Annotated in this window: 27 protein-coding genes and 6 tRNA genes; 22 read left to right on the forward strand and 11 right to left on the reverse strand. The window is 66.3% G+C overall.

The window, feature by feature from the left end:
- Positions 1-61 precede the first annotated feature (61 nt).
- From PCQ86_RS09050 to PCQ86_RS09060, 3 genes are all read right to left on the reverse strand, one after another.
- On the reverse strand, positions 62-1594 hold the full coding sequence (locus PCQ86_RS09050) for an SLC13 family permease (protein WP_270175318.1): 1533 nt from the start codon (positions 1592-1594) through the stop codon (positions 62-64).
- A gap of 194 nt (positions 1595-1788) precedes the next feature.
- Complete coding sequence (locus PCQ86_RS09055; protein WP_270175319.1) at positions 1789-2244, reverse strand: carboxymuconolactone decarboxylase family protein; 456 nt, start codon at positions 2242-2244, stop codon at positions 1789-1791.
- 82 nt (positions 2245-2326) lie between these two features.
- Positions 2327-3190, reverse strand: coding sequence for an RNA polymerase sigma-70 factor (locus tag PCQ86_RS09060; protein WP_270175320.1), 864 nt, complete (start codon positions 3188-3190; stop codon positions 2327-2329).
- A gap of 345 nt (positions 3191-3535) precedes the next feature.
- Between PCQ86_RS09060 and PCQ86_RS09065 the strand changes: the two genes are divergently transcribed.
- Together PCQ86_RS09065 and queC are read left to right on the forward strand one after the other, a co-directional pair.
- Entirely contained in the window at positions 3536-4204 is a 669-nt protein-coding gene (locus PCQ86_RS09065; protein WP_015913664.1) for a 7-cyano-7-deazaguanine/7-aminomethyl-7-deazaguanine transporter, read from the forward strand.
- Entirely contained in the window at positions 4201-4920 is a 720-nt protein-coding gene (gene queC / locus PCQ86_RS09070; RefSeq protein ID WP_088886460.1) for a 7-cyano-7-deazaguanine synthase QueC, read from the forward strand. The genes PCQ86_RS09065 and queC overlap by 4 nt, the downstream gene beginning before the upstream one ends.
- A 90-nt stretch (positions 4921-5010) precedes the next feature.
- On the opposite strand, the gene argG is transcribed toward queC, so the two are convergent.
- From argG to PCQ86_RS09090, 4 genes are all read right to left on the reverse strand, one after another.
- Positions 5011-6357 (reverse strand): argininosuccinate synthase, encoded by a 1347-nt coding sequence (argG, locus tag PCQ86_RS09075; protein WP_011805899.1) that lies wholly within the window; start codon positions 6355-6357, stop codon positions 5011-5013.
- Positions 6358-6423: 66 nt separating this feature from the next.
- Complete coding sequence (gene ppnP / locus PCQ86_RS09080) at positions 6424-6741, reverse strand: pyrimidine/purine nucleoside phosphorylase (RefSeq protein ID WP_011805898.1); 318 nt, start codon at positions 6739-6741, stop codon at positions 6424-6426.
- Between the two features lie 168 nt (positions 6742-6909).
- A complete protein-coding gene (locus PCQ86_RS09085; RefSeq protein WP_047350465.1) occupies positions 6910-7590 on the reverse strand; it encodes a glycine zipper 2TM domain-containing protein in 681 nt (226 codons plus the stop codon).
- Between the two features lie 113 nt (positions 7591-7703).
- Positions 7704-8090 (reverse strand): ArsC family reductase, encoded by a 387-nt coding sequence (locus PCQ86_RS09090; protein ID WP_270175321.1) that lies wholly within the window; start codon positions 8088-8090, stop codon positions 7704-7706.
- A gap of 47 nt (positions 8091-8137) precedes the next feature.
- Here PCQ86_RS09090 and folC point away from each other — a divergent pair, with 47 nt between their 5' ends.
- The 13 genes from folC to PCQ86_RS09155 all read left to right on the forward strand — a co-directional run bounded on the left by folC (position 8138) and on the right by PCQ86_RS09155 (position 16352).
- On the forward strand, positions 8138-9463 hold the full coding sequence (gene folC, locus PCQ86_RS09095) for a bifunctional tetrahydrofolate synthase/dihydrofolate synthase (protein ID WP_011805895.1): 1326 nt from the start codon (positions 8138-8140) through the stop codon (positions 9461-9463).
- A gap of 14 nt (positions 9464-9477) precedes the next feature.
- Positions 9478-10320, forward strand: coding sequence for an SPOR domain-containing protein (locus tag PCQ86_RS09100; RefSeq protein WP_270175322.1), 843 nt, complete (start codon positions 9478-9480; stop codon positions 10318-10320).
- A gap of 39 nt (positions 10321-10359) precedes the next feature.
- On the forward strand, positions 10360-10848 hold the full coding sequence (locus PCQ86_RS09105) for a CvpA family protein (protein WP_011805893.1): 489 nt from the start codon (positions 10360-10362) through the stop codon (positions 10846-10848).
- 77 nt (positions 10849-10925) lie between these two features.
- Positions 10926-12434: an amidophosphoribosyltransferase gene (gene purF / locus PCQ86_RS09110; RefSeq protein WP_011805892.1), complete on the forward strand. Its 1509-nt coding sequence runs from the start codon at positions 10926-10928 to the stop codon at positions 12432-12434.
- A 130-nt stretch (positions 12435-12564) separates the two neighbouring features.
- The gene (locus PCQ86_RS09115; protein WP_270175323.1) at positions 12565-13779 is read left to right on the forward strand and encodes an O-succinylhomoserine sulfhydrylase; all 1215 of its coding nucleotides are present in this window, start codon (positions 12565-12567) and stop codon (positions 13777-13779) included.
- Positions 13776-15185 carry a glutamate--tRNA ligase gene (gene gltX, locus PCQ86_RS09120; protein WP_047350469.1) on the forward strand — a complete coding sequence of 470 codons (1410 nt, stop codon included), beginning with the start codon at positions 13776-13778 and terminating at the stop codon, positions 15183-15185. The genes PCQ86_RS09115 and gltX overlap by 4 nt, the downstream gene beginning before the upstream one ends.
- Positions 15186-15250: 65 nt before the next feature.
- A tRNA-Ala gene (locus PCQ86_RS09125) sits at positions 15251-15326 on the forward strand.
- Between the two features lie 32 nt (positions 15327-15358).
- A tRNA-Glu gene (locus tag PCQ86_RS09130) sits at positions 15359-15434 on the forward strand.
- A 46-nt stretch (positions 15435-15480) separates the two neighbouring features.
- Positions 15481-15557 (forward strand) — tRNA-Asp (locus tag PCQ86_RS09135).
- Between the two features lie 4 nt (positions 15558-15561).
- Positions 15562-15637 (forward strand) — tRNA-Ala (locus PCQ86_RS09140).
- 31 nt (positions 15638-15668) lie between these two features.
- A tRNA-Glu gene (locus PCQ86_RS09145) sits at positions 15669-15744 on the forward strand.
- A gap of 57 nt (positions 15745-15801) precedes the next feature.
- A tRNA-Asp gene (locus tag PCQ86_RS09150) sits at positions 15802-15878 on the forward strand.
- A 267-nt stretch (positions 15879-16145) separates the two neighbouring features.
- Positions 16146-16352 (forward strand): hypothetical protein, encoded by a 207-nt coding sequence (locus PCQ86_RS09155; protein ID WP_157497528.1) that lies wholly within the window; start codon positions 16146-16148, stop codon positions 16350-16352.
- Positions 16353-16453: 101 nt separating this feature from the next.
- On the opposite strand, the gene PCQ86_RS09160 is transcribed toward PCQ86_RS09155, so the two are convergent.
- The 3 genes from PCQ86_RS09160 to PCQ86_RS09170 all read right to left on the reverse strand — a co-directional run bounded on the left by PCQ86_RS09160 (position 16454) and on the right by PCQ86_RS09170 (position 20399).
- Positions 16454-17212, reverse strand: coding sequence for a 3-hydroxyacyl-CoA dehydrogenase (locus PCQ86_RS09160; protein ID WP_011804879.1), 759 nt, complete (start codon positions 17210-17212; stop codon positions 16454-16456).
- A gap of 112 nt (positions 17213-17324) precedes the next feature.
- Positions 17325-18374, reverse strand: a complete 1050-nt coding sequence (locus tag PCQ86_RS09165) for an extracellular solute-binding protein (RefSeq protein ID WP_135148719.1) — start codon at positions 18372-18374, stop codon at positions 17325-17327.
- Between the two features lie 183 nt (positions 18375-18557).
- The gene (locus PCQ86_RS09170) at positions 18558-20399 is read right to left on the reverse strand and encodes a glutamine--tRNA ligase/YqeY domain fusion protein (protein WP_011804881.1); all 1842 of its coding nucleotides are present in this window, start codon (positions 20397-20399) and stop codon (positions 18558-18560) included.
- A 212-nt stretch (positions 20400-20611) separates the two neighbouring features.
- On the opposite strand from PCQ86_RS09170, the gene PCQ86_RS09175 reads away from it, so the two are divergent.
- From PCQ86_RS09175 to PCQ86_RS09205, 7 genes are all read left to right on the forward strand, one after another.
- Complete coding sequence (locus tag PCQ86_RS09175) at positions 20612-20965, forward strand: hypothetical protein (RefSeq protein ID WP_011804882.1); 354 nt, start codon at positions 20612-20614, stop codon at positions 20963-20965.
- Between the two features lie 83 nt (positions 20966-21048).
- Entirely contained in the window at positions 21049-21495 is a 447-nt protein-coding gene (aroQ, locus tag PCQ86_RS09180; protein ID WP_011804883.1) for a type II 3-dehydroquinate dehydratase, read from the forward strand.
- The gene (locus PCQ86_RS09185; protein WP_270175324.1) at positions 21489-22379 is read left to right on the forward strand and encodes an alpha/beta fold hydrolase; all 891 of its coding nucleotides are present in this window, start codon (positions 21489-21491) and stop codon (positions 22377-22379) included. The genes aroQ and PCQ86_RS09185 overlap by 7 nt, the downstream gene beginning before the upstream one ends.
- Before the next feature lie 9 nt (positions 22380-22388).
- Positions 22389-22814 (forward strand): alternative ribosome rescue aminoacyl-tRNA hydrolase ArfB, encoded by a 426-nt coding sequence (gene arfB, locus PCQ86_RS09190; RefSeq protein ID WP_011804885.1) that lies wholly within the window; start codon positions 22389-22391, stop codon positions 22812-22814.
- Positions 22815-22927: 113 nt separating this feature from the next.
- On the forward strand, positions 22928-23764 hold the full coding sequence (locus PCQ86_RS09195; protein ID WP_270175325.1) for a DODA-type extradiol aromatic ring-opening family dioxygenase: 837 nt from the start codon (positions 22928-22930) through the stop codon (positions 23762-23764).
- A 25-nt stretch (positions 23765-23789) separates the two neighbouring features.
- Positions 23790-24455 (forward strand): alpha/beta hydrolase, encoded by a 666-nt coding sequence (locus PCQ86_RS09200; RefSeq protein WP_015913579.1) that lies wholly within the window; start codon positions 23790-23792, stop codon positions 24453-24455.
- Positions 24456-24608: 153 nt separating this feature from the next.
- Positions 24609-25538: a DUF3014 domain-containing protein gene (locus tag PCQ86_RS09205; RefSeq protein WP_270175326.1), complete on the forward strand. Its 930-nt coding sequence runs from the start codon at positions 24609-24611 to the stop codon at positions 25536-25538.
- A 3-nt stretch (positions 25539-25541) separates the two neighbouring features.
- On the opposite strand, the gene PCQ86_RS09210 is transcribed toward PCQ86_RS09205, so the two are convergent.
- Entirely contained in the window at positions 25542-26009 is a 468-nt protein-coding gene (locus PCQ86_RS09210; RefSeq protein WP_011804889.1) for an Lrp/AsnC family transcriptional regulator, read from the reverse strand.
- Positions 26010-26070 lie beyond the last annotated feature (61 nt).

Below are 26070 nucleotides of genomic sequence, written 5' to 3' on the forward strand. Positions count from 1 at the left end.
GTAAAGGGCTGCAGGCCAAAAATGCCTGTAATCGCATGGGCCACAGGCCGGCGATGGGGCCTCAGCGCGCCGGCAGGGTCATGTAGCCCATCCAGGGCCAGTAGGTCAGCGCAAACACCACCAGCAGCGCGATGGCCACGGCGGTGAGCACCAGGCCCGTGCGCACATAGTCCTTGATGTCGAAGGTGTCGGTGCCGTAGGCCAGCATGCCCTGGGGCGAGTTCACCGGCAGGATGAAGCCGATGCTGACCACGAACTGCAGCAGCATGGTCATGCCGATGGGGTTGATGCCCGGCGTCTGCACCGCCTGCAGCACGCTGATGATGATCGGGATCATGGTGGAGGCCAGGCCTGTGGCGCTGGCAAAACCCAGGTGGATCACGATCAGGAACAGGGCCAGCAGCATGAAGATGGCAAATGCCGTGGCGTTGGCCAGGCCCAGGTTGTCCACGATCAGGCGGGCCAGCCAGGGCGCGGCCTCGGTCTTGAGCAGGGCCGCACCCATGGCGATGCCCACGGCGAACAGCAGCACCGTGCCCCAGGGAAAGCCCCTTTGCGACTCCTTCCAGCCCATCACGCCCAGGCGCGGCAGCAGCATCAGTGCGATGGCTACGATGGTGGAGGTGGTGGTGTCCACGTCGTGCAGCACGCCCTCGGTCGCCCAGAAGCCCAGCAGCACCAGCATGATGCCCAGCAGCTTCCACTGGTTGGCGGTCATGGCGCCCAGTTCTGTCAACTGGCGCTGGATGGCCTCGCGCCCACCGGCGATGTGGTCCATCTCGGGCTTGAGCATGCGCGTCATGATGAAGTACAGCGCAAAGGTCAGCACGAGGGAATACGGCGCGCCAGCCACGAACCACTCGCCCCAGGTGATGGTCTGGCCGAACTGCTTTTCGATGAAGCCGATGGCCACCATGTTCTGTGCGGCGGCCGTCTTGATGCCGATGTTCCATACGCTGGCGGTTTGCGCGGCGGTGATCACCACCAGGGCTGCGAACTTACTGCGCCGGTCCGCGCCGAAGGCAGACAGAAAGCCCAGCATGATCGGCATGAGGCAGGCCACACGTGCCGTGGCGCTGGGCACGATGAACGACAGCAGAAAGCCCACCAGGATCGCGCCCATCGCCACGTGGTTGGCGCGCGCGGGCACGTACGACAGCACCTGCAGCGCGATGCGTTTGTCCAACTGCGTGGCCGTCATGGCCGCAGCGATGAAGCAGGCGGCCGCCACCAGCACCACAGCGCTGTTGCTGAAGCCGCCTAGCGCGTAGGGCAGTGCGGCGCGCGTGCCCATCATGGCCCCCGCCGCCTCCTTGCCTGGCACGGGGCTGATGGCCAGCAGGACGATCATCAGCGCGCCGATGACGACGGCGCTCACCGCATAGTCGAGAGCTTCCGTCATCCACAGGATCACCGCGAACGCGAGGATGGCCAGCATCATCTGCCCGGCCTGCGGCAGGCCCGGCAGGGCGGGCATGAACGCGATGGCCAGCAGCACCGCGATGGCGGCCCATAGACCTATGCGCTGCGTGAACGTGAAGCCCCCAGCAGCGGGTGCAGGAGCGGGGGGGGATGAGGCCGGGGACGATGGCATGGCAGCTTCCTTTCTCTTTGTTAGGCCCCGGCCGGGCCGAGGCTCGCGGTCATTGTGCGCCGCTGTTGCCAGGCTGCTGATGACAGTTCGCGGGTCTGTGGCGGAAGCATGACATGCGTCAAGATTTTCGGGTCCTTAGGCGGCGGCGCCCCCATGCTTGCCCTGGCGCGTTGTCAGGGTTTCCGCTCGCATGCTCAGGCTGGCGTGTGGATCCCGGGCGGGGTGCGAAAGGCGACGCTGAGTCGGTTCCACCCGTTGATCGTGACGATGGCCATCGACAGCTCCACGATCTCCGCTTCGCTGAACTGCGCGCGCACCTCGTCGTACACGGCGTCGGGCACCTGCGACTGCTCCAGGCGCGTGAGGGCCTCGGTCCAGGCCAGTGCGGCACATTCGCGCGCATCGAACACGCCGCTCTCGCGCCAGGCGCTGAGCAGGTGCAGCCGCCGGTCGCTTTCGCCATGCTCGCGCGCCTCGCGGGCGTGCATGTCGATGCAGAACGCGCAGCCATTGATTTGCGAGGCGCGCATCTTCACCAGCTCGTGCAACTGCACGGGTAGTTGCCCCGCATCGACGTGCTTTTGTAGGCCGTACATGGCGGCATAGCTTGCGGCGTGGCGAGGGAGGTTGATGCGGGGGGCTGAGGACATGGAAGGCTCCTTGCAGGGGGGTGAGAAAAAAGGGGTGAACGCGGCGCCGCCGCGCAGACGGTGCCGGGCGAAGCGCGCAGGCCTACAGGCCGCGCAGCTTGTCGGGGTTGAGGACGGAATACACCGCGTGGATGTGTACGCCGTCGGTCTCGAAGGCCATGACGGCGCGCACGTCGCCCGCGTCACGCAGCAGCAGCCCGGGGCCGCCGTTGACGTCCACCGCCTCCATGGTCTGGTGGCTCAGGTAGAGGCGCCACACCGACGCGGCCAGGCGTGCGATCGCACGCGGCCCGTGCAGCAGCTTGGCGGCCGCGCGCACCTTGCCGCCGCCGTCGGCGGTCCACTGCGCATCCTTGGCGAACAGCGCCAGCAGCGCCGCATGGTCCTGCGTGCGCATGGCCTGCACGAAGCGCTCCACCAGCGCACGCGACGCCTCGGGTGTGGCCGTGAAGCGCGCCCTGCGCTGGCGCACCTGGGTGCGCGCGCGGTGCACCAGCTGGCGGCAGGCGGCCTCGCTCTTGCCCAGCACGCTCGCCACCTCGGGGTAGTCGCTGTCGAACACGTCGTGCAGCAGGAAGGCGGCGCGCTCGTCGGGCGTGAGGCGCTCCAGCACCACGAGCAGCGCCACGGACAGGTCGCTGGCCAGTTCGGCGCGTGCATCGGCGGCCGGGGCGCTGTCGCCGGCGATCCACGGTTCCGGCAGCCAGGGCCCGTCATAGGCCGTGCGTTCGATGCGCGCGGCGCGCAGCCGGTCCACGCACAGCCGGGTGACGGTGGTGATCAGCCAGGCCTCGGCCGTCTGCACGCGCTCCAGGGCCGTCGCCTGCCAACGCAGCCAGGCGTCCTGCAGCACGTCCTCGGCATCGGTGCGGCTGCCCAGCATGCGATAGGCCACGCCCGCCAGGCGTGGGCGGTGCTGCTGAAAGGCGGCGAGGTGCTGGTCCATGGCGAGTGAGGTTGTCGCGTTCATGCCCCTAAGACGTGCGGCGCATGCATTGTGTGACGGGTGCCTTGAAAAAATACGCGGCGCAACCCTGTGCGCGGGTGGGATGCGCAAATGTGCCTACAATCGCGCCCCGGCTCTGTTGCCACCATGGGTTCCCTCGCCCCCATCCAGGAACCTCCGCAACACCTGTAGCGCCGCACGCATCTGTGGGCTCGGTGGTCTGCGTCGATGCAAATCCTCGGGGTGGCCCTGCCACCGCTGTGGTTTGCGCTTCGCGTCCCATCCCGATTCGCAGCGTGCTGATCCCTACAGGTATTGCAGAGGTCCCATCCAAAAAGGACTGCCATGACCTCGCTGAAGGCACCATCGCGCGTGCCGTTGTACCTCTCCCTCCTGGTGGCGTTTCACATCGCCATCGTCATCGCCAGCAACTACCTGGTGCAACTGCCCATCAATTTGCTGGGCTTTCACAGCACCTGGGGGGCGTTCAGCTTCCCGTTCATCTTTCTGGCCACCGACCTGACGGTGCGGCTCATTGGCAAGGCCGAGGCGCGCCGCGTCATCACCCGCGCCATGCTGCCGGCGCTGGTGGCGTCGTATGTGGTGGGTGTGCTGTTCCATGAAGGCCGCTTCAACGGCTGGGCGGCGCTGGGTGACTTCAACACCTTCGTGTTCCGCATCGCCTTTGCCAGCTTTGCCGCCTACGTGCTGGGGCAACTGCTGGACATCCAGGTGTTCGACCGTATCCGCCAGAGCAGCCGCTCGTGGTGGCTGGCGCCTGCGGCGGCGTCGGTGTTCGGCCAGGCGCTGGATACGGCGGCGTTCTTCTCCATCGCCTTCTGGCGCAGCCCCGACGCATTTATGGCCGCCCACTGGGGCGAAATCGCCGTGGTGGACTATGTCATCAAGCTGGCCGTGAGCCTGTTGTTCTTCGTGCCGGCCTACGGCGTGGCGCTGGCCGCCATCGTGCGCAGCATGCGCGAGGGCGCGGCCCCGCTCGCGACCGCGCCATGAGCCGCCTGCCGCAGCGGCGCGCGCTGGTGCTGCTGTCGGGCGGGCAGGACTCCGCGACCTGCCTGGCCTGGGCGCTGGCGCGCTATGGGCATGTGGAAACCCTGGGCTTTGACTACGGGCAGCGCCACCGCGTCGAGCTGGACTGCCGGCAGCGGCTGATCGACGGTGTGCGCGCCCTGCCGTGGCCGGGACAGTTGGGGCCGGACCACATGCTGACGGTGGACGTGCTCGCGCAGTTGGGCGGCAGCGCCATGACCGAAGACGTGGCCATCGCCATGCAGGCGGACGGTTTGCCCAACACCTTTGTGCCGGGGCGCAACCTGCTGTTCTTCACCCTGGCGGCGGCGCTGGCCTATCGGCGCGGGCTGGATGTGCTGGTGGGCGGCATGTCCGAGACCGACTATTCCGGCTACCCCGACTGCCGCGACAGCACGCTGAAGGCGCTGCAGGTGGCGCTGAGTCTGGGCGTGGACCGCCCGCTGACGCTGGAAACTCCGCTGATGTGGCGCAGCAAGGCCGACACCTGGGCCCTGGCGCAGCGGCTGGGCGGCGACGCCCTGGTCGAACTGATCCGGTGTGAGTCACACACCTGCTACCTGGGCCAGCGCGGCGACCTGCACGCCTGGGGCCACGGCTGCGGCGGCTGCCCCGCCTGCGAACTGCGCGCACAGGGGTGGGAGCAGTGGACCGCGCAGCGCTCTTTGAACGGCGCATAAAAAAACCACCCGGCATGCCTGCCGGGTGGTTGCTTCTGTTTTTATAGTTGCTAGCGCCCGTCCATCAAGCGCTAGAGGCCTGTTTGATACTTATTTTTTCTTCGCGCCGCCGTCTTCCAGCTGCGCCAGCGCGGCATTGCCGCCCAGCGACAGCAGGCCGGCGCGCGCATACACGCCCAGCTTGCCGCGCGTGTCGGAGATGTCCAGGTTGCGCATGGTCAACTGGCCGATGCGGTCCAGCGGGCTGAACGGCGCGTCTTCCACCTTTTCCATCGACAGGCGCTCGGGCGCGTAGGTCAGGTTGGGCGACTCGGTGTTCAGGATGGAGTAGTCGTTGCCGCGACGCAGCTCGAGCGTCACGGTGCCGGTCACGGCGCGCGCCACCCAGCGCTGGGCCGTCTCGCGCAGCATGATGGCCTGGGGGTCGAACCAGCGGCCCTGGTACAGCAGGCGGCCGAGCTTCAGGCCGTTCAGGCGGTACTGCTCGATGGTGTCTTCGTTGTGGATGCCGGTGACCAGGCGCTCGTAGGCGATGTGCAGCAGCGCCATGCCGGGGGCTTCGTAGATGCCGCGGCTCTTGGCTTCGATGATGCGGTTCTCGATCTGGTCGCTCATCCCTAAGCCGTGGCGGCCGCCGATGCGGTTCAATTCCAGGAACAGCTCCACAGGGTCGGCGATCTCCTTGCCGTTCACGGCCACGGGTTGCCCCTCGTCGAAGGTGACCGACACTTCTTCGGCCGGCACGTCGACTTCGGGCTTCCAGAACGCCACGCCCATGATGGGGTTGACGATGCGAATGCCGCTGCTGAGGAACTCCAGGTCCTTCGCCTCGTGCGTGGCGCCCAGCATGTTGCTGTCGGTGCTGTAGGCCTTCTCGGCGCTCATCTTGTAGCCGAAGCCTTCCTTGGTCATGAAGGCCGACATCTCGGCGCGCCCGCCCAGCTCGTCGATGAACTTCTGGTCCAGCCAGGGCTTGTAGATCTTCAGCGCGGGGTTGGTGAGCAGGCCGTAGCGGTAGAAGCGCTCGATGTCGTTGCCCTTGAAGGTGGAGCCGTCGCCCCAGATGTGGACGTCGTCCTCCTTCATCGCGGCCACCAGCATGGTGCCCGTCACGGCGCGGCCCAGCGGCGTGGTGTTGAAGTAGGTGATGCCACCGGTGCTGATGTGGAAGGCTCCGGCCTGGATGGCGGCAATGCCCTCGTGCGCCAGTTGCGTGCGGCAGTCGATCAGGCGGGCCTTCTCGGCGCCGTACTCCATGGCCTTGCGGGGAATCTCATCGTAGTCGGCTTCGTCAGGCTGGCCCAGGTTGGCGGTGTAGGCGTAGGGCAGGGCGCCCTTGTTCTTCATCCAGCGCAGCGCGGCGCTGGTGTCGAGGCCGCCCGAGAAGGCGATGCCGACCTTCTGGCCGACGGGGAGGTGTTGCAGGATGGTTGCCATGGGATTCTCTTGAAAATTGATAGCTGCCCGCGCTTGTGTGATAAGCGTTGGAGGCTTAAAACATGCTCAGCCGTAGTGGCAGATGTAGTGGAAAGCCTCGGTCACGCGGATGTTGAATTTGGAATTGCCCGGCACGCTGAACTTCTCGCCCGCGCCCACCTTGACCCAGGCGTCGGTGCCGTCCAGCTGGTATTCGCAGGATCCGCCCACGCATTCCATGATCTCGGGTGCGCCCGTGCCGAAGGTCAACGTGGCCGGCAGCACCACACCCACCGACTTCTTCGTGCCATCGGGGTACGTGAGGTTGTGGCTCACGCACTTGCCGTCAAAGTACACATTGGCCTGGGTGGTGACGGAAACACCGTCGATTTTTTCGGTGGTCATGGATGGGGACGCAGAGGATGGGACAAACATCGATTCTAGAGCCTGCGCGTGCCGGCGCACCCCGTGCGGGCGCGGGGCGGCGTTTGCCCCGCAGCAACGAAAAAGGGCTCCGAAGAGCCCTCTGGCATGTGCCGTCTGCGTGCTGGCCGCCAGGCCGTGGCGCTCTGCTCAGCGCCAGTAACGGTCGTGGTAGCGGGGCGGACGGTAGGGATGGCCATAGTTGTCGCGGTATTCGATCACGGTGACGGGCGGCTCCACGATGTAGGCCGGCGGGCCCGGCTGGGTGGACACCACCACGCCCGGCTGCGCATAGCCGCCGGAATAGGTAGGAGAGTAGGTGGGGCCGTAGGTGGGCGGGTATCCGGCGGGAGCGCGCGACACTCCCGGCACCGCCGGCTGCACGGTGAGTGGAATCCACGCGCCTGGGTCCGTCTGCGTGCGCGTGTTGTAGTGCCGGCCGGCGTATTCGTAGACCACGTCGTAGCCGACGATCTGGTTGTCGTAGTAGGTTTCGGTCGTGCAGCGCTGCACGTTCTGGTAGCCGGGGCGACCGCCCTCGATCTGGTTGCCCAGCACCGCGCCACCAATCACACCCAGGGCCGTGGCCGCGGCGCGGCCGCTGCCGCCACCGATGGCGTTGCCCGCGGCGCCGCCGGCAATCGCGCCCAGCACCGCGCCCGCGCCGGAGGTGGGGCGGGCGCCGCTGTAGATGGTTTCGTTGCCGCAGACCTGCTGCGGAATCGCGATCTGCTCGGTGATGGGCGTGGCCGACAGCACGCGGCCTTGTTCCTGCGCCTGGGCGGCCAGCGCGGCCGTGGCCAGGGCCGCGAGGACAAAAATCTTGTTCATGGGCAAAAAGCTCCTTTCGGTCGGCCTACAACGCGCCGAACCTGCGGGAAGTTTCAGCCCGGCGCGTCAACACACCCGCGCCGACCCGTAAATCTGCGTAAAGATGTGTTGCCTCATGCCTTGGAGTGGCTGGCCGCGCGTGCGTTCCATGCCTCGGGGCTGAAGCCCACCGTCACTTCACCCGCGGGGCCGCCCTGCCACTCGACCACGGGCCGCTTGATGACCGAGGGCTGCTCGCACATCAGCGCGGCCGCGCTGCGGGCGTCCGTCACGCCGGCCTGCGCGGCCGCGTCCAGCTTGCGCCAGGTCGTGCCCTGGCGGTTGAGCAGCTTCTCCCAGCCCACGGCGGCCATCCACGCGGGCAGGCGCTCGGCGGGCACGCCTTGCTTCTTGAAGTCGTGGAACTGGTAGGCCAAGCCTTGCTCCTGCAGCCAGGCGCGGGCCTTCTTGACGGTGTCGCAGTTGGGAATGCCGTAGACGATGATCGTGGGGGTACTCATGGCCCGGGATCATCGCGCAAGCCCGGCTCGGCGACAATTCACGGGCTATGCACATTCCTCCGCAGACACTGGAAGGCTGGCTTCGCCACTGCGAGCAGCTGCACCCCAAGAACATCGACATGGGCCTGGAGCGCGTGGGCGAGGTGGCGCGCCGCCTGGGGCTGCGCTTCAACTGCCCCGTGATCACCGTGGCGGGCACCAACGGCAAGGGCTCGACCTGCGCCATGCTGGAGGCCGTGGCCCTGCAGGCCGGCTACCGTACGGGGGTCTATACATCGCCCCATCTGGTGCATTTTGAGGAGCGTTGCCGCATCCGTGGCGAGATCGTCGATGCCGCATCGTTGGTGGCCAGCTTTGAGGCGGTGGAGCGGGCGCGCACGCAGAACGGCAACGAGGTCACGCTGACCTACTTCGAATTCACCACGCTCGCCATCCTGCGGCACATGAGCCTGTCGCTGCTGGACGTGGCCATCCTGGAGGTGGGGCTGGGCGGGCGGTTGGATGCCACCAACATCATCGACGCCGACTGCGCGGTGATCACCAGCGTGGACATCGACCATGTGGAGTTCCTCGGGCCTGACCGCGAGACCATCGGCCGCGAGAAGGCCGGCATCATGCGCACCGGCCGCCCCGTGGTGGTGAGCGACCCCATGCCGCCGCAGAGCGTGATCGACCATGCGCGCGAGATCGGCGCCGACCTGTGGCGCTTCGGGCAGGACTTCAACTTCTCGGGCGACAAGCAGCAGTGGGCGTGGGCCGGGCGCGGGCGCCGCTACGCGGGCCTGGCGTATCCGGCGCTGCGGGGCGCCAACCAACTGGTCAATGCCTCGGGCGCACTCGCTGCGCTGGAGGCAGTGCGTGAACGCCTGCCCATCACCGCGCAGGCGGTGCGCGCCGGCCTGGCGCTGGTGGAACTGCCTGGGCGCTTCCAGATCGTGCCGGGCCAGCCCACGCTGGTGCTGGACGTGGCGCACAACCCGCACTCGGTGGCGGCGCTCACGGCCAATCTGGACGCCATGGGCTACTTCCCGACCACGCACGCGGTGTTTGGCGCCATGGCCGACAAGGATCTGGCGCCCATGCTGGCCAAGGTGGGGCCGGTGATCGACCGCTGGTATTTCACCGACCTGCCCACGCCGCGCGCCGAGACGGCCGCCAGCCTGCAGCAGAAATGGAATGCGCTGCAGATGGTGGCCGGAGGGCGCCGTGAGGTCGCCACCAGCCTGCACGCCAACCCCGAGGAGGCGCTGCGCGCGGCCGTGGAGGCCGCGGACCCCGCTGATAGAATTGTGGTCTTTGGCTCGTTCTACACGGTGGGTGGCGTGCTCCAGCATGGGGTGCCGCGCCTGCAGGCCAAGCATCTGGGCGCATAACGAGTCCGCACTCCATGGCTTTTTTCAAGTTTCGTTGGCCTGGCCGGCAGGAGCCGTCGGGCGACACCAACAAACCCGCCAAGCGCTCACGCACTCCGCAGGCCGAGAGCATCGAGGAAATGCGCCGACGCGCGCGCCACCGCCTGCTGGGCGCTGCAGTACTGGTGCTGGTGGGCGTGGTGGGCTTCCCCCTGCTGTTCGACACCCAGCCGCGGCCGGTCCCGGTGAATGTGGCGATGGACATTCCCGATCGCCACAAGGTGGCTCCGCTGGTGGTGCCGCAGCAAGAGGCCAATACACCCCGCGCCGCGGAGCCGGCGACTTCCGGCCTGGATGCGGGCGAGGAAGTGGTGGCGTCCCGCCCACGCAGTGCGCCAGCGGCCTCGCAGCCCGCTGCGCGTGCGGAACCCAAAGTGCCGGCTAAGGCGGAAACCCCGGCGGAATCCAAGCCCGAGCCCAAACCGGAACCCAAGCCCGCGCCCAAGGCAGAGGCCAAAACGGAATCCAAACCAGAACCCCGGCCCGATCCCAAGCCTGCGCGCCAGGACGATGCCGCGCGCGCCCGCGCACTGCTCGAAGGCCGCAACCCGCAGCCCAGCGCCGCGCCCGCCGCTGCGCGCGAGGAGCAGGGCCGCTTCATCGTGCAGGTAGGCGCCTTCGCGGACGCCGACAAGGCGCGCGAGGTGCGCGATCGGTTGGAGCGCTCCGGCCTCAAGACCTATACCCAGGTGGTGGACACCAAGGATGGCAAGCGCACGCGCGTGCGAGTGGGTCCGTTCACCAGCCGTGCGGACGCCGACAAGGCGGCCGGCCGCGTCAAGGGCGCGGGGCTGTCCGCGTCGGTGTTGGCGCTGTAGGCCGGCTGGCGGCCCGGGACGGCGTTTCAGAGGTTGCGCATGGCGGCGCTGGACTGGATCTTCCTGGTGGTGCTGTGCGCGTCGCTGCTGATCGGTGCATGGCGCGGGCTGGTGTTCGAGTTGCTGTCGCTGGCCGGCTGGGTGGTGGCGTTCTTTGCCGCGCAATGGTTCGCGGACGATATGGGCGCGCTGCTGCCCATGGGGCAGGCGGATGCCACCTGGCGCCATGTGGCGGGCTTCGCGGTGGTGTTCGTCGGTGCGGTGTTTGCGTGTGGGCTGGTGGCGTGGCTGCTCAAGAAACTGGTCGAGGCGGTGGGCCTGCGGCCCGCGGACCGGGCGCTAGGGGCACTGTTTGGCGTGCTGCGCGGCCTGGTGCTGCTGCTGGCCGTGGTGCTGGTGGCCGGCTGGACGCCGATGCAGGATGCGCCGTGGTGGAAGGAATCGCAAGCCGCCCCCCTGTTGCAGGGGGCGCTCAAGGGGTTGAGGCCCGCGCTGCCGGATGAACTGGGCCGCCATCTGCCTTCCTAGCGGGCCTGGCGGCGCGGCCGCGGTGAGTGATGTGTGTGATCGGCGGGAAACCCCGCCGCCAAAACTGGAACGAAACTATGTGTGGAATTGTCGGCGTGGTCAGCACGGCCCCCGTGAATCAGCTGATCTATGACGCCTTGCTGCTGCTGCAGCACCGGGGACAGGACGCCGCGGGCATCGTCACGCAGGAAGGGCGCAAGTTCTTCATGCACAAGGCCAAGGGCATGGTGCGCGACGTGTTTCGCACGCGCAACATGCGCGCACTGCCCGGCACCATCGGCCTGGGGCAGGTGCGCTATCCCACGGCGGGCAATGCCTCCAGCGAGGAGGAGGCCCAGCCGTTCTACGTGAACGCGCCGTTCGGCATCGTGATGGTGCACAACGGCAACCTCACCAACGCCAAGCAGCTGCGCGGCGAACTGGCCGACACCGACCACCGCCACACCAACACCGAGAGCGACTCCGAAGTGCTGCTCAACGTGCTGGCGCATGAGCTGGCGCGCGCCACCAGCGGCGCGCCGCTGCAGTCCGAGGACGTATTCAAGGCCGTGCGCGCGGTGCACAAGCGCGTCAAGGGCTCCTATGCCGTGATCGCGCTGATCGCGGGCTATGGCCTGCTGGCGTTCCGCGACCCGTTCGGCATCCGCCCGCTGTGCATGGGCCGCGGCGCGGACGGCACCGTGATGCTGGCGAGCGAATCCGTGGCGCTGGAGGGCACGACCCAGGTGCTGGACCGTGACGTCGCGCCCGGCGAGGCCGTGTTCGTGCACGCCGACGGCCGCGTGGAAACCCAGCAGTGCGCCGAGAACCCGCACCTCAACCCCTGCGTGTTCGAGTACGTGTATTTGGCGCGTCCCGACTCGGTGATGGACGGCATCTCGGTCTACCAGGCGCGGCTGAACATGGGCGAGACGCTGGCCAAGCGCGTGATCTCCACCGTGCCTCCCAGCGAGATCGACGCCATCATCCCCATCCCCGAATCCAGCCGCCCCAGCGCTATGCAGCTCGCGCAGCTGCTGGGCATTCCGTACCGCGAGGGCTTCGTCAAGAACCGCTACGTGGGCCGCACCTTCATCATGCCGGGGCAGGGCGTGCGCAAGAAGTCGGTGCGCCAGAAGCTCAACGCTATCGGCAGCGAGTTCAAGGGCCGCAAGGTGCTGCTGGTAGACGACTCCATCGTGCGCGGCACCACCTCCAAGGAGATCGTGCAGATGGCGCGCGACGCCGGCGCGGTAAAGGTCTACCTGGCTTCTGCCGCGCCGCCGGTGCGCCACCCCAATGTCTATGGCATCGACATGCCCACGCGCTCCGAGCTGGTCGCGCACGGCCGCACGGTGGAGGAGATCCGCCAGCTGATCGGCGCCGATGCACTGATTTACCAAGACGTCGAGGCCATGAAGCAGGCCGTGGGCAAGATCAACCGCAAGGTGGAGGGGTTCGAGGCCTCGTGCTTCGACGGCGTGTACATCACCGGCGACATCTCCGACGAGGAAGTGACCGCGCTCAACGAGGGCCGCAACCGGGGTGGTGAAGAGGAGCAGGAAGACACCTCCCGGCTGTCCCTGCCCAACGCCCAGGAGGCGTGAGTACACTCGCGCTCATCAAAAAGATGAGCGCCCTGCGCTTTTTGGTACTGGGTTTCAGTGTAAAAAATGCCTGAAGTCCAGGTGCAGCAAGCGCTATCAGCTCCTATTTTTTAGAACAAGGACCGCCACCGTGACCGATCAACCCCTGCCCGAGGGGCTGCGCCCTGAGACCCTCGCCGTTCGCGAGGCCCTCGCGCGCAGCCAGTGGGGCGAGCACAGCGAGGCGCTGTACATGACCAGCAGCTTCGTGCAGAGCGACTGCGAAAGCGCCGCACGCCGCTTCGCCAACGAAGAGCCGGGCTACACCTACACCCGCACCGCCAACCCCACGGTCAGCAGCTTCGAGCGCCGCCTGGCGGCCATGGAGGGCACGGAATGCGCGGTGGCCACCAGCACCGGCATGTCGGCCATCCTGCTGATGGCGCTTACCGTGCTCAAGAGCGGCGACCACGTGGTGGCGTCGCAGTCCATGTTCGGCTCCACGCTCAAGCTGCTCGGGTCGGAGATGGCGCGCTTCGGCGTAGAGACGACCTTTGTCTCGCAGACCGACCTGCAGTCGTGGGAGGCGGCCATCCGCCCGAATACCCGCTTGCTGTTTGCCGAGACACCGACCAACCCGCTGGGCGATCTGTGCGACATCGCCGCACTGGCGCAGATCGCGCATGCGCGCGGCCTGCTGTTGGCGGTGGACAACAGCTTCTGCTCGCCCGCGCTGCAGCGCCCGGCGCAATTGGGCGCTGACCTGGTGGTCTACTCGGGCACCAAACTGCTGGACGGCCAGGGCCGCGTGATGGCGGGCGCCGTGTGCGGCACCACCGCGCTGGTGGACAAGGTCATGGGCACCTTCATGCGCAGCGCGGGGCTGAACCTGTCGCCGTTCAATGCATGGGTCGTGCTCAAGGGGCTGGAGACGCTGTCGCTGCGCGTGCGCGCGCAAAGCGCCGCGGCTTTGGAACTGGCGACCTGGCTGGCCACACATCCCAAGGTGGCGCGCGTGCACTATTCGGGCCTGGCCAGCCATCCGCAGCATGCATTGGCCATGCGCCAGCAGGGCGGCATGGGCGGCCCGGTGCTGGCGTTCGACGTGGTGGGGCAAGGCGCGGCGCAGCTGCGCGCGAATGCCTTCCACGTCATCGACAGCACGCGCGTGTGCTCCATCACCGCCAACCTGGGCGACGTGAAGACCACCATCACCCATCCGGCCAGCACCTCGCACGGGCGCCTCACGGAAGAGCAGCGCCAGGCGGCCGGCATCGGCCAGGGGCTGATCCGCGTCTCCGTAGGCCTGGAACATATCGACGATCTGAAGACCGACCTCTGCCGAGGCCTGGACACCCTGCCATGACACAACAACAAGTACGCACCCGTTTCGCCCCGTCGCCCACGGGCTTCATCCACCTGGGCAACATCCGCTCCGCTCTCTATCCCTGGGCCTTCGCGCGTGCCAACGACGGCGTGTTCATCCTGCGCATTGAGGACACTGATCTGGAGCGTTCCACCCAGGCCTCGGTCGACGTCATTCTGGAGGGCATGTCCTGGCTGCAGCTCGACCATGACGAGGGCCCGTACTACCAGATGCAGCGCATGGAGCGCTACAAGGAAGTCCTGGCCCAACTGCAGGCTGCAGGCCATGTCTATCCCTGCTACATGAGCGTGGAAGAGCTCGATGCCTTGCGTGAACGCCAGATGGCCGCGAAGGAAAAGCCCCGCTATGACGGCACTTGGCGCCCCGAGCCCGGCAAGGTGCTGCCGCCCGTGCCGGAAGGCGTGAAGCCTGTGCTGCGCTTCAAGACGCCCCAGGGCGGTGTGGTTGGCTGGGACGACAAGTGCAAGGGTCGCATCGAGTTCCAGAACAGCGAGCTGGACGACCTGGTCATCGCGCGCCCGGACGGCACGCCCACCTACAACTTCTGCGTTTGCGTGGACGACATGGACATGCGCATCACCCACGTGATTCGCGGAGACGACCATGTGAACAACACACCGCGCCAGATCCACATCTTCGAGGCCCTGGGCGCCACGGTGCCCGTGTTCGCTCATCTGCCCACCGTGCTCAACGAGCAGGGTGAGAAGATGAGCAAGCGCAACGGTGCCAAGGCCGTGACGCAGTACCGCGACGAGGGCTATCTGCCCGACGCCATGGTCAACTACCTGGCCCGATTGGGCTGGAGCCATGGCGATGACGAGATCTTCAGCCGCGCGCAATTCCTGGAATGGTTCAACCTGGATCACCTGGGCCGCAGCGCCGGCCAGTTCGACGAGGCCAAGCTGCGCTGGGTGAACGCACAGCATCTCAAGGCCATGGAAGATGCGCAGTTGGCAGCACTCGTGCGGCCCTTCGTCGTGCAGGCGGGTGTTCCAGAGGCGCAGTTGGATGCTGATGACCGCTTGCCGCGCATCTGCGCGCTGTTCAAAGACCGCTGCGAAACGCTGGTGGACCTGGCACGCTGGGCGCGCGTGTTCTATGTGGACGCCATCGAGCCCGATGCAGACGACTTCGCGAAGCACGTGACTGAAACCGCCACACCGGCGCTCGACGCGTTTGCCGCCGCCATGGAGACCGTGGCGTGGAACAAGGACGCAATCAACGCTGCGATCAAGGATGTCCTCAAGCAGCTGGGTTTGAAGATGCCGCAACTCGCAATGCCCGTGCGGGTGCTGACCATGGGTACCGCGCATACGCCGTCGGTGGATGCCGTGCTCGAACTGCTGGGTCGCGAAAAAATCCTCGCGCGATTGAAAAGTCGTTAAAAACCTGTCTATAATTCAAGGCTCAGGTGATGACGACAGATAAGAAATTAAATGTCGAAGTCAAAGGGGGTATAGCTCAGCTGGGAGAGCGCTTGCATGGCATGCAAGAGGTCAGCGGTTCGATCCCGCTTACCTCCACCACCTGATGATTTGAACGGAAGTTCTTAGGTTTTGACCCTATCGTCTAGAGGCCTAGGACATCACCCTTTCACGGTGAGTACCGGGGTTCGAATCCCCGTAGGGTCGCCAAGTTTGGCTGCACTTGATTCGCAAGAATGCAAGCAGCTACCGACGCGGAGTGGTAGTTCAGTCGGTTAGAATACCGGCCTGTCACGCCGGGGGTCGCGGGTTCGAGTCCCGTCCACTCCGCCATCTTGGGGGTATAGCTCAGCTGGGAGAGCGCTTGCATGGCATGCAAGAGGTCAGCGGTTCGATCCCGCTTACCTCCACCAAGATTTGTTGGTTTACAAGTTTCTAGGTTTTGACCCTATCGTCTAGAGGCCTAGGACATCACCCTTTCACGGTGAGTACCGGGGTTCGAATCCCCGTAGGGTCGCCAAGTTTTGTGGCACTTGGCTCGGTTGCATTAGCAGCAGGGCAAAAGTCACACCGACGCGGAGTGGTAGTTCAGTCGGTTAGAATACCGGCCTGTCACGCCGGGGGTCGCGGGTTCGAGTCCCGTCCACTCCGCCAATATCAAAAAAGCCACTGCAAAATTATTTGCAGCGGCTTTTTTTGTGTTTTCAGAATTTATTGCGACAGCCAAGCGGCTATGCGGATATAGGGCGTCGCTCCGCGACGTGGCTGAATGTTTATGGATCCCTTCCCGGCATGCCCCATTGGGCTACTGAGAATCTGTCCATTCGCATCAATAAAAGCGCTAAACCCTACGTTGTTTGCACGTACTAGCGGTTTTTGTGCTTCGGCCGCGCGTACGCCGCTTCGCCAGGACACACGCCCGTGATCGTGCAGCCCGATGGTGATGGGCGCCGCGCGATCCAGAACCATGAACTGGACAAGGAGCGCGACGCCTTGCGGCGCCTGCAGGCGCAGGAGGGGGCGGGCGGTGCGGATGCGCAGCTGGCGGTGAACCGCCACCAGAGCAACATCCGCGCCTTGGAGGCTGAACTGCAGCGCTTGCCTGCGTCCGTGCGCCGCCAGCCCTAACCGCAGTTACTCATCGACTGCGTCCGCGTTGGTTTCGTTAGGAAAATATACGGAATCGGGCTCGAACCCAATACAGACAAGCGCAAGGCGCTATCAAAAAATCACTTCGGTGGAAGGCGGATCGCGCCATCCAGACGAATCACTTCGCCATTGAGCATGTCGTTCTCGAAGATGTGGCGCACCAGCTTGGCGTAATCCTGCGGGGTGCCGAGGCGGCTGGGGAAGGGGACGCCGGCGGCCAGCGCGTCCTGTACCTCCTGGGGCATGCCGAACAGCATGGGGGTGCCGAAGATGCCGGGGGCAATGGTCATGTTGCGGATGCCGTTGCGTGCCAGGTCGCGGGCGATGGGCAGTGTCATGCCCACGATTCCGCCCTTGGAAGCAGAGTACGCCGCCTGCCCGATCTGCCCGTCATAGGCCGCCACACTGGCGGTGGAGATCATCACCCCGCGCTCGCCGGTGGCTTCGGGTTCGTTCTTGCACATGGCCTCGGCGGCCAGGCGGATCATGTTGAAGCTGCCGATCAGGTTCACCGTGATGGTCTTGGTGAACGAAGCCAGCGCATGCGCGCCGTTCTTGCCAACGGTCTTTTCCGCAGGGGCGATGCCGGCGCAGTTCACCAGGCCCATGAGCTTGCCCATCGATACCGCTGCGGCCACCACGGCTTGGCCATCGGCCTCGCTGCTCACGTCGCAGCGCACGAAGCGCCCGCCGATCTCGCGCGCGACGGCTTCGCCCTTGTCGGCCTGCATGTCGGCAATCACCACCAAGCCGCCCGCTGAAGCCAGCATGCGTGCCGTGCCTTCACCCAGGCCTGACGCGCCGCCGGTGACGATGAACACCTTGCCCTTGATTTCCATGGTCTGTCTCCAAAGTTACGTTAACGTAAACGTTAATTATCACCGAGCGATCCGGCACTCCTAGAAAAGCAACAGCCCGGCAGGGCCGGGCTGTGCGCAAGGGGCAGAGGGCTTACCGGAAACCGACGCGGTCCAGCATCTGCTGTACCTTGACGGTGTTGGCGCCGACCGCGCTAATGGGGATGGTTTCACTCTTGAACGGTTGGCCGCCCGTCATGGCCTTGAGGGCCGGGTTGCCCGGATCCACGCCTTTGGCGGCGGGCCATTCGTTGTTGCCGTTGGCAAAGTAGTTCTGAGCCTCAGGGCTGGCCAGGTATTCCAGGAACTTGATGGCGTTGGCTTGGTTCTTGGTGTGGCGGGCCACTGCGCCGCCTGCGATGTTCATGTGCGTGCCCCACGATTGCTGGTTGGGGAACACCACCGCCACCTTGTCCACCACGGCCTTGTCCTCGGGCTTGTCCGAGCGCATCAGGCGGGCGAGGTAATAGCTGTTGGTCACGGCGATATCGCATTCGCCTGCTGCGACGGCCTTGATTTGATCGGTGTCGCCCCCCTTGGGCGCGCGGGCGAGGTTGTTCACCACGCCCTTGAGCCATGCTTCGGCTTTCTGTTCACCCACGTGTTCCATCACGGCGCCGAACAGGCTCAGGTTGTAGGGGTGGGAGCCGGAGCGGATGCAGACCTTGCCTTTGTTTTTGGGGTCGCCCAACTCTTCGTAGGTGTCCACATCGTCCTTGTTGACCTTGGTCTTGTTGTAGACAACCACACGCGCCCGCGTGGACAGGCCAAACCAGGGAATACCACCGTCGGCGACCGGTGTTGCGCGCAGGTTCGCGGGAATGGCGTCCTCCAGCACCTTCGAGCGCACGGGCAGGAACAGGCCGTCGGCCTCGCCACGGTAGAGGCGGGCGGCGTCCACCAGGAGGATCACGTCGGCAGGGGATGCGGCTCCTTCTGCCTTGAGACGGGCCATGATCCCGGCATCATCAGAATCCACGCGATTGATCTTGATGCCCGTGGCCTTGGTAAAGCCGCTGTACAGCGCTTCATCGGTGGCGTAGTGGCGGGCGGAATACAGGTTGACCACCTGGTCCTGCGCACTTGCGGCGCCTGCAGCGGCCAGAACACATGCAACAACCAAGGATTTCATAGGCATGGACATGAGGCTCAAGTCTTTCTCGGCAATAAGGTGGTGGGATGATAAAGCAAACGAGAATCGTTATTAAAAATCCATCTTTGCGCCGGGAGAATTTCCGTCGTGCACCCTCAGTAATGCGCAGGCGTTCGGTTTGAGACGAAAAAAATGCCCGCGGACGCGGGCATTTGCTTGTCGAGCAGCGGCTGGCTATTTCGCCCAACTGTCCTTCAGTCCGGTGATCTTGTTGAACACCGGGCGGCTAGCGCTGTGGTCCACCCGGTCGGCCACGAAGTAACCGAAGCGCTCGAACTGGAACTTATCGTCGGGCTGGGCGGCCGCCAGTGATGGCTCCACATAGGCAGTCACCACCTTCAGGCTGTCGGGATTGAGCAGGGCCAGAAAGTCTTTACCACCCGCGTCGGGTTGGGCGTCGGTGAACAGGCGGTCGTAGAGGCGCACCTCGGCCTGCACGCCGTCCTGCACCCCCACCCAGGTGATGGCGGCTTTTACCTTCACGCTATCGGCGCCGGGCGTGCCGCTCTTGGTGTCGGGCACCACGGTGGCGAGCACGCGGGTGACGTGGCCGCCCGCATCTTTCTCGCAGCCGGTGCATTCGATGACGTAGCCGCCCTTCAGGCGCACGGTGTTGCCTGGAAGCATTTGCCCGTCCGCCCCGAGCCGGGGAGGATAAAGACGCTTGTAGCCCTTGGGTGGCACTTCGGCGAAGTCTTCGCGTTCGATCCAGACCTCGCGGCCCAGGGTGAAGTGGCGCTCGGGAACAGCCTGGCCTTCGTGCGCGTGCGGCAGGGCGGGTAGGCTGCAGGCCTCGACGTGGCCGTCGCTGCCGAAGACTTCGGCCCAGTTGGTCAGCGTGAGCGGGAGCGGGTCGAGCACGGCCATGGCGCGGTGTGCCTTGGATTCCAGGTCCTCGCGTAGGCAACCCTCCAGCGTGCCGTAGTCGATCCAGCTGTAGTCCTTGGTCACGCCAATGCGCTCGCAGAACATCTGGATGGAGGCCGGCGTATAGCCGCGCCGGCGCAGGCCCACGATGGTGGGCATGCGCGGATCGTCCCAGCCGCTCACGATGCCGCTGTCCACCAGGTGCTTGAGCTTGCGCTTGCTGGTGATGACGTAGGTGAGGTTCAGACGCGCGAACTCATACTGGCGCGGCTGGGGGCGGGCGATCAGGCCGCCTTCCCCCAGACGGTCCAGCAGCCAGTCGTAGAAGGGGCGCTGGTCCTCGAACTCCAGCGTACAGATGCTGTGGGTGATGCACTCCAGCGCATCCTCGATCGGGTGCGCGAAGGTGTACATGGGGTAGATGCACCATTGGTTGCCGGTGTTGTGGTGCTCGGCGTGCTTGATGCGGTAGATGGCCGGGTCGCGCAGGTTGATGTTGGGGTGCCCCATGTCGATCCTGGCGCGCAGCACGGCGGCGCCATCGGGGAGCTTGCCGTCACGCATCTCGCGAAAGCGCGCCAGGTTCTCCGCAGGGGTACGGTTGCGATAGGGGCTGTCTACCCCGGGCTTGCCGAAGTCGCCGCGGTTGGCGCGCATCTCTTCGGGCGTTTGCTCGTCCACGTAGGCGTTGCCGGTCTCGATCAGGTACTCGGCCGCGCGGTACATGAAGCCAAAGTAATTGCTGGCGTAGTACAGGTTCTCGTGGCCGTCGGGGTCTTTCCAGTCGAAGCCCAGCCAGCGCACGGCATCGATGATGCTGTCTACGTACTCCTGATCTTCCTTCTCGGGGTTGGTGTCGTCAAAGCGCAGGTGGCAGACGCCGCCGTAGTCGCGCGCCAGGCCGAAATTCAGGCAGATGCTCTTGGCATGGCCCACGTGCAGGTAGCCGTTGGGTTCAGGCGGAAAGCGCGTGCGGATCTTGGCAGGGTCAACCGCTGCGGCGGCGTGGTGGGCTGCGTCGCCTGGGCTGCCCGCCCAGTGTTTTTGGGCATGCACACCGTGCGACAGGTCGGATTCGATGATCTGGCGCAGGAAGTTGCTGGGTTTTGCGGCTTCCGCAGAAGTGTCGTGATGGACGGGGGTGCTCATGCGGGGGATTTTAGGCGGCATAGATGCGTACTACCGGCGCGAGCGCTTGTTGAGCGGCCGCTGCGGTTACGCATGGAAACGGCGCGGGGTACGTTCGGAAACAACCTGAACATCTGTTTATGCCATCCTTTCACGGTGCTGGCGCGTTAGACGTCCAAACGCCTTGTGTTCAGGCATCCGGGTGCCGCGGCACCCCTACATAGGAGATTTTCATGATCCAACATCGCTCTTGGTTTGCCGCCGCCGCTTCGGCCGGTGTGGCGCTGGCCCTGTTGGTGGGCACAGGCACCGCCCAGGCACGCAGCGACGTGTACTGGTCTGTCGGCGTGGGCGTGCCCGGCGCCGTCGTGGGGGTGGGCAACGCCGCTCCTGTGTATTACTCGCCTCCACCCGTGTATTACGCCCCGCCGCCCGTGGTGTACGCACCGCCCGTATACAGGGCTCCGCGCCCGGTCTATTACGCGCCACCCGTGGTCGTGGCACCGCCCGTGGGGTATTACCGCGGATACGGGCACGGGTACCGCCACGGCCATCGGCACCATCGCGGCCATCGCGATTGGCGCTGACACGGACACGCCAGTCGGAGTGCTGGCCGCGATAATGCGCATTCGCGGGTCCGTTGCGGCGGGTAGAACCGCGCTAGCACTCCATGACGAAAACCGTTTACGTTCTCAACGGCCCCAATCTCAACCTGCTGGGCACGCGCGAGCCGCAGGTGTATGGCTCCCAGACTCTGGCGGATGTCGAGCAGCTCTGCACGGCCGCATGTGCACGCCACGGGTTGGCGCTGGTATTTCGCCAGAGCAACCATGAAGGCGCTCTGGTGGACTGGATCCACGAGGCCGGCCGGCTGCATGCGGCGGGCCAACTGGCCGGCGTCGTGCTCAATGCTGCCGCCTACACCCATACCAGCGTGGCACTCCTGGATGCCGTCAAGGGCACGGGAGTGCCCGTGGTAGAGCTGCACATCAGCAACGTGCATGCGCGCGAGAGCTTTCGCCACCACTCCTATCTGGCCGGCGCGGCCCGCGCGGTGATGTGCGGGTTTGGGGTGCAGGGCTACGCCCTTGCCATTGATGGGCTGGCCCAATGGTGAAGGAGCCATCGCTCGCCACGCTGCCCCTGCCTCCTGAAGTCACTGCGTTGCAGCAACGCGCACGGCGCGAGTCCACCCCCTGCGGTACCGGCGACATCGTCTGGCATGTCTGGGGGGCATCCCAGGAGGGTGCGCTGCCTCTGGTACTGCTGCATGGCGGCAGCGGCAGCTGGACGCATTGGGTGCGCAACATCCACGATCTGGAGGACAGTGGTCGCGAGGTCTGGGTCCCCGATCTGCCAGGATTCGGAGATTCGGCCGCACCACCCGTGGGGGGCGATGCGGACGCGCTGGTGGAGCCGCTGGCCGAAGGCCTGCGTACGCTGTTCGGGCCACGGCCGTGTGACCTGGTGGGATTTTCCTTTGGTGGATTGACGGCGGGCCTGCTGCTCGCAGCCCACCCCGAACTGGCCCGCCAGCTCGTATTGGTAGGAGCCCCGGCGATGGGGGTGGTGCCCCAACGGCAATTCGAGCTCAAGGCCTGGCGCCACCTGCCGCAGGAGGGGCAGATTGCGGCGCACCGCTACAACCTGGCGGCGCTGATGCTCCAGGACACTTCGCTCATCGACGGTTTGGGCGGCCTGGCGTTGAAAACGCACGTGGCCAATGTAGTGCGCGACCGCATGCCCCGCCGCCGCCTGGCGCACACCGATGCGTTGGCGCGCGCTCTGCCGCTGGTGCCGTGCCCCGTGCATGCGATCTATGGCCGCAGCGACGCTCTGTATAAAGAGTGGATTGGTGCATTGGAGGGCGCTTACGCGGCGGCGGCTCCGGACTTTCGCGGCATGGCGCTGATCGAGGAAGCCGGCCACTGGGTGCAGTTTGAGCGCCCGCAGCGCTTCCTGCAGGCGCTGGACGACGCCCTGCGCGCCGGGGCCGCCTGACGGACGGGCATGGCCTCCGGCAATCCTTCTTCCGGCGTGCGCGTGGACCCGGCCGAGGTCGAACTTACCGCCATGCGCGCCCAGGGGGCGGGCGGGCAGAACGTGAACAAGGTGTCCAGCGCCGTGCACCTGCGCTTCGACATCGCGGCCTCTTCATTGCCTGAAGATGTGAAACAGCGCCTGCTGGCCCTGCGCGACAGCCGCATCACCCAGCAGGGGGTATTGGTCATCAAGGCCCAGCAATACCGCACCCAGGAGGCCAACCGCCTGGATGCGTTGGCGCGCCTGCAGGCGCTGGTGGACAGCGTGGCGCGGCCGCCGCGCGTGCGACGTGCCACGCGGCCCACGCTGGGATCGCAGCAGCGGCGGCTGGAGTCCAAAAGCCGGCGCGGAGGTGTCAAGGCATTGCGCGGGCGGCCCCATCTGGGGGAGTGACGCTGCTTTCACATCGCATTGGTGCGATGGATGGGACGCTGTGATGGGGTCTATGGCGCTTGGCATCAAGCATGTCGCTCCCACATGATTGCAATCTGGACTGAGGTTTTGCCATGAACACCCCCCATACCCCTTCTGTCACCTCTTCGACGACCGCTGCCGCGCTGCCCGTGCTGTTCGTCTCGCACGGCGCGCCGCTGTTTGCGCTGGAGCCCGGCAGTACCGGCCCGGCGCTCACCCGCTGGGGCGCCGAACTGAAGGCGCAGTACCCCCGCTTGCGCGGCGTGGTCATCATGTCGCCGCACTGGGTGGCGCGCGGCGCCACCGTCATGACCGGGGCGCAGCCCGAGACCTGGCACGACTTCGGCGGTTTTCCTCGTCCGCTCTATGCGCTCCAGTACCCGGCTGCCGGAGCACCCGCCCTGGCACAGGAGGTGTTGGCCCTGCTGGAGCAGGCTGGCATCGACGCGCGGGGCGACGCGGCGCGCCCCTTCGACCATGGCGCCTGGGTGCCGCTGATGCATCTGTTCCCGCAGGCCGACGTGCCCGTGGTGCAGGTCGCGCTGCCCGTGGGTGCCGGTCCGGCAGAGGTGTATGCGATGGGTGCGGCGCTGCGCGGCCTGCGCGAGCAGGGCGTGCTGGTCGTGGGCTCCGGCAGCATGACGCACAACCTGGCCGAGTTCTTTGGCGGCGCCGACCAGCCCGCGCCCTATGTGGTGGAATTCAGCCGCTGGATCGAGGCGCAGCTGGAGCAGGGCGACACCGCGGCCCTGCTGGACTACCGCACCCGTGCGCCGCATGCCCGGCGTGCGCATCCCACGGAAGACCACTTCCTGCCCATCTTCTTTGCGCTGGGCGCTGCCGGCGAAGGCGCCGAGGCGCACTATCTGAGCCGCGAAGTCATGTATGGCATGCTGGCCATGGACGCCTTCGCGCTGCAGGCTGCCTGACACTTCCCCCATCACGACGTTGCCCATGCTCGACCTACCCCTTTCCTTCCTTCACCGCCCCGCGACGCCCGGCTCCGAGCCGTGGCTGCTGGTGCTCATGCACGGCGTGGGCAGTAACGAACAGGACCTGTTCGGCCTGGCCCCGTATGTACCCCCGCAATACCACGTGCTGAGCCTGCGCGCACCGTACCGCATGGGGCCGACGGCCAATGCCTGGTTCGAATTCACCGTGGCAGCGGATGGCGCGCGCAGCATCAACGAGCCGCAGGAGGCCGCCAGCCGCGCGCTGGTGGCGCAGACCGTGGACGCCGCGGCGCGCCAGCTGGGCATTCCCGCCGCGCGCGTGGTGGCGGGCGGCTTCAGCCAGGGCGGCATCATGGCGCTGACCCTGCTGCTCACGCGGCCTGAACTGCTGCACGGCGCGATGGTCTGGCACAGCCGGCTGCTGCCGCAGGCGCTGCCCCATGCGGCGCAGCCGGCCGCGCTGGCGGGGCGCCAGCTCTGGGTGAGCCATGGCGTGCAGGACAACGTCATTCCGCTGGCCAGTGCCCAGGCCATACGCGACCATGTCCGGACGCTGCCGCTGGCGCTGAGCTACCGCGAGTACCCGGGCATGCACGAAATCCGCCCGGAGGAACTGCGCGATTCCATGGCCTGGCTGCACGGCCTGGCCGCAGGCGCCGCCGGTTGACCCCGGTGGTAAGCCTCGTAACCTCTGGTGGTTTAACGTGGTTTTATATGAAACAGGGCTGTAGCATAGGCGGGTCAAGCGCTAATAGCTATCAATATTGAAGCGAAGGTGCCTCTTGTACGGTGCGAGGGGCCTCGTGGAGAAAGGACCGCCATGCCTGTACGAGACCCCGCCGAATTCCATCCCCGGCAGGAGTCCTCGGTCTCTGTCTGGACCGTCATTGCCCTGGTGGCGATCGCCGCCGCGGGCGCCGCCTGGTGGTTCGGGTGGCGCCACACCCAGGCCCCCGAACCCGCGCCCGCGGCCCCCGCCGTCGAGGCCGCCCCCCCCGCCGCCGCGCCGCAGGTACCCGCGTCGGGCCCCCAGAACCCGGTGGAAGTGCTGGAACCCCCGGCCGACGCGCTGCCCGCGCTGGCCGATTCCGACGCCTACGTGGCCCGCGCGCTGGCGGAACTGCTGGGGCCGCAGGCGGCGGCGCTGCTGCAGCCCGAGGGGCTGGTGCGCCGCATGGTGGCGACCATCGACAACCTGGCACGCGCCCAGGCACCCTCGCGCATGTGGCCCGTGCAGCCCACGCCCGGCCGTTTCACGGTGGAAGGGGCGCAGGATGCGCCTGCGCAGGCCATCGCACCGGCCAACGCGGCGCGTTACCAAGCCTTCGTCACGCTGGCCGAAGCCGTGCCCGTGGACGCTGCGGTGAAGCTCTATGCCCGCATGTATCCGCTGTTCCAGGCGGCCTATGAAGAACTGGGCTTTCCCGGGCGCTACTTCAACGACCGCCTGGTGGCGGTACTCGACCACCTGCGCGCCGCGCCCGAGCCCGCGGGGCCCTTGCAGGTGCGGCTGGTGCCCGTGGTGGGCGAGGTGCCGTCCACCCGGCCTTGGGTGCGCTACGAATTCGTGGACCCCCAACTGCAGGCACTCTCCAGCGGTCAGAAGATGCTGGTGCGCATGGGCCCTGAGAATGCGCGCCGCCTGAAGGCCGTGCTGGCCGAGCTGCGCCGCCGCGTGGCCACTGGAGACATGGCGGCGGGCAACGTCGCGCGCATACCGGCGCAGGCGACGCCGCCTGCCAGCCGCTGACCGCTACGGCGTTGGCAGAGGCAACGCCGTCTTGTAGCGCACCTGCTTGAGCGTGAAGCTGGTGCGGATCTTCTCGATGCCCGGGATGGGCGTGAGCTGCTCGAGAATGAAACGTTCCAGCGCCGCGATGTCGGGCAGCGCCACGCGGATCAGGTAGTCGCTGTCGCCCGTCATCAGGTAGCACTCCATCACCTGGTCATGCTCGGCGATGCGCTGTTCGAAGGCCGAGAGCGCCTCCTTGCTCTGGCTTTTCAGGCTGATGTTGATGAACACATTGAGCCCCAGCCCCAGCGCCGTGGCGTTGGCCAGCGCCACGTAACGGCTGATGACGCCAGCGGCCTCCAGTGCCTTGACCCGGGCCAGGCAGGGTGAGGGCGACAGGTGCACGCGCCGCGCCAGCTCCACATTGGACAGCGCGCCATCGGCCTGCAGTTCGGCCAGGATGCGCAAATCGGTAGCGTCAAGCTTCATATGCTGAAAATCATTCCATGAGCGGCATATTGTGCCGATGAAGGGTGAAACATCGTGTGAA

The organism is Diaphorobacter sp. ED-3, assembly GCF_027625375.1.
GTDB lineage: Bacteria > Pseudomonadota > Gammaproteobacteria > Burkholderiales > Burkholderiaceae_C > Diaphorobacter > Diaphorobacter nitroreducens.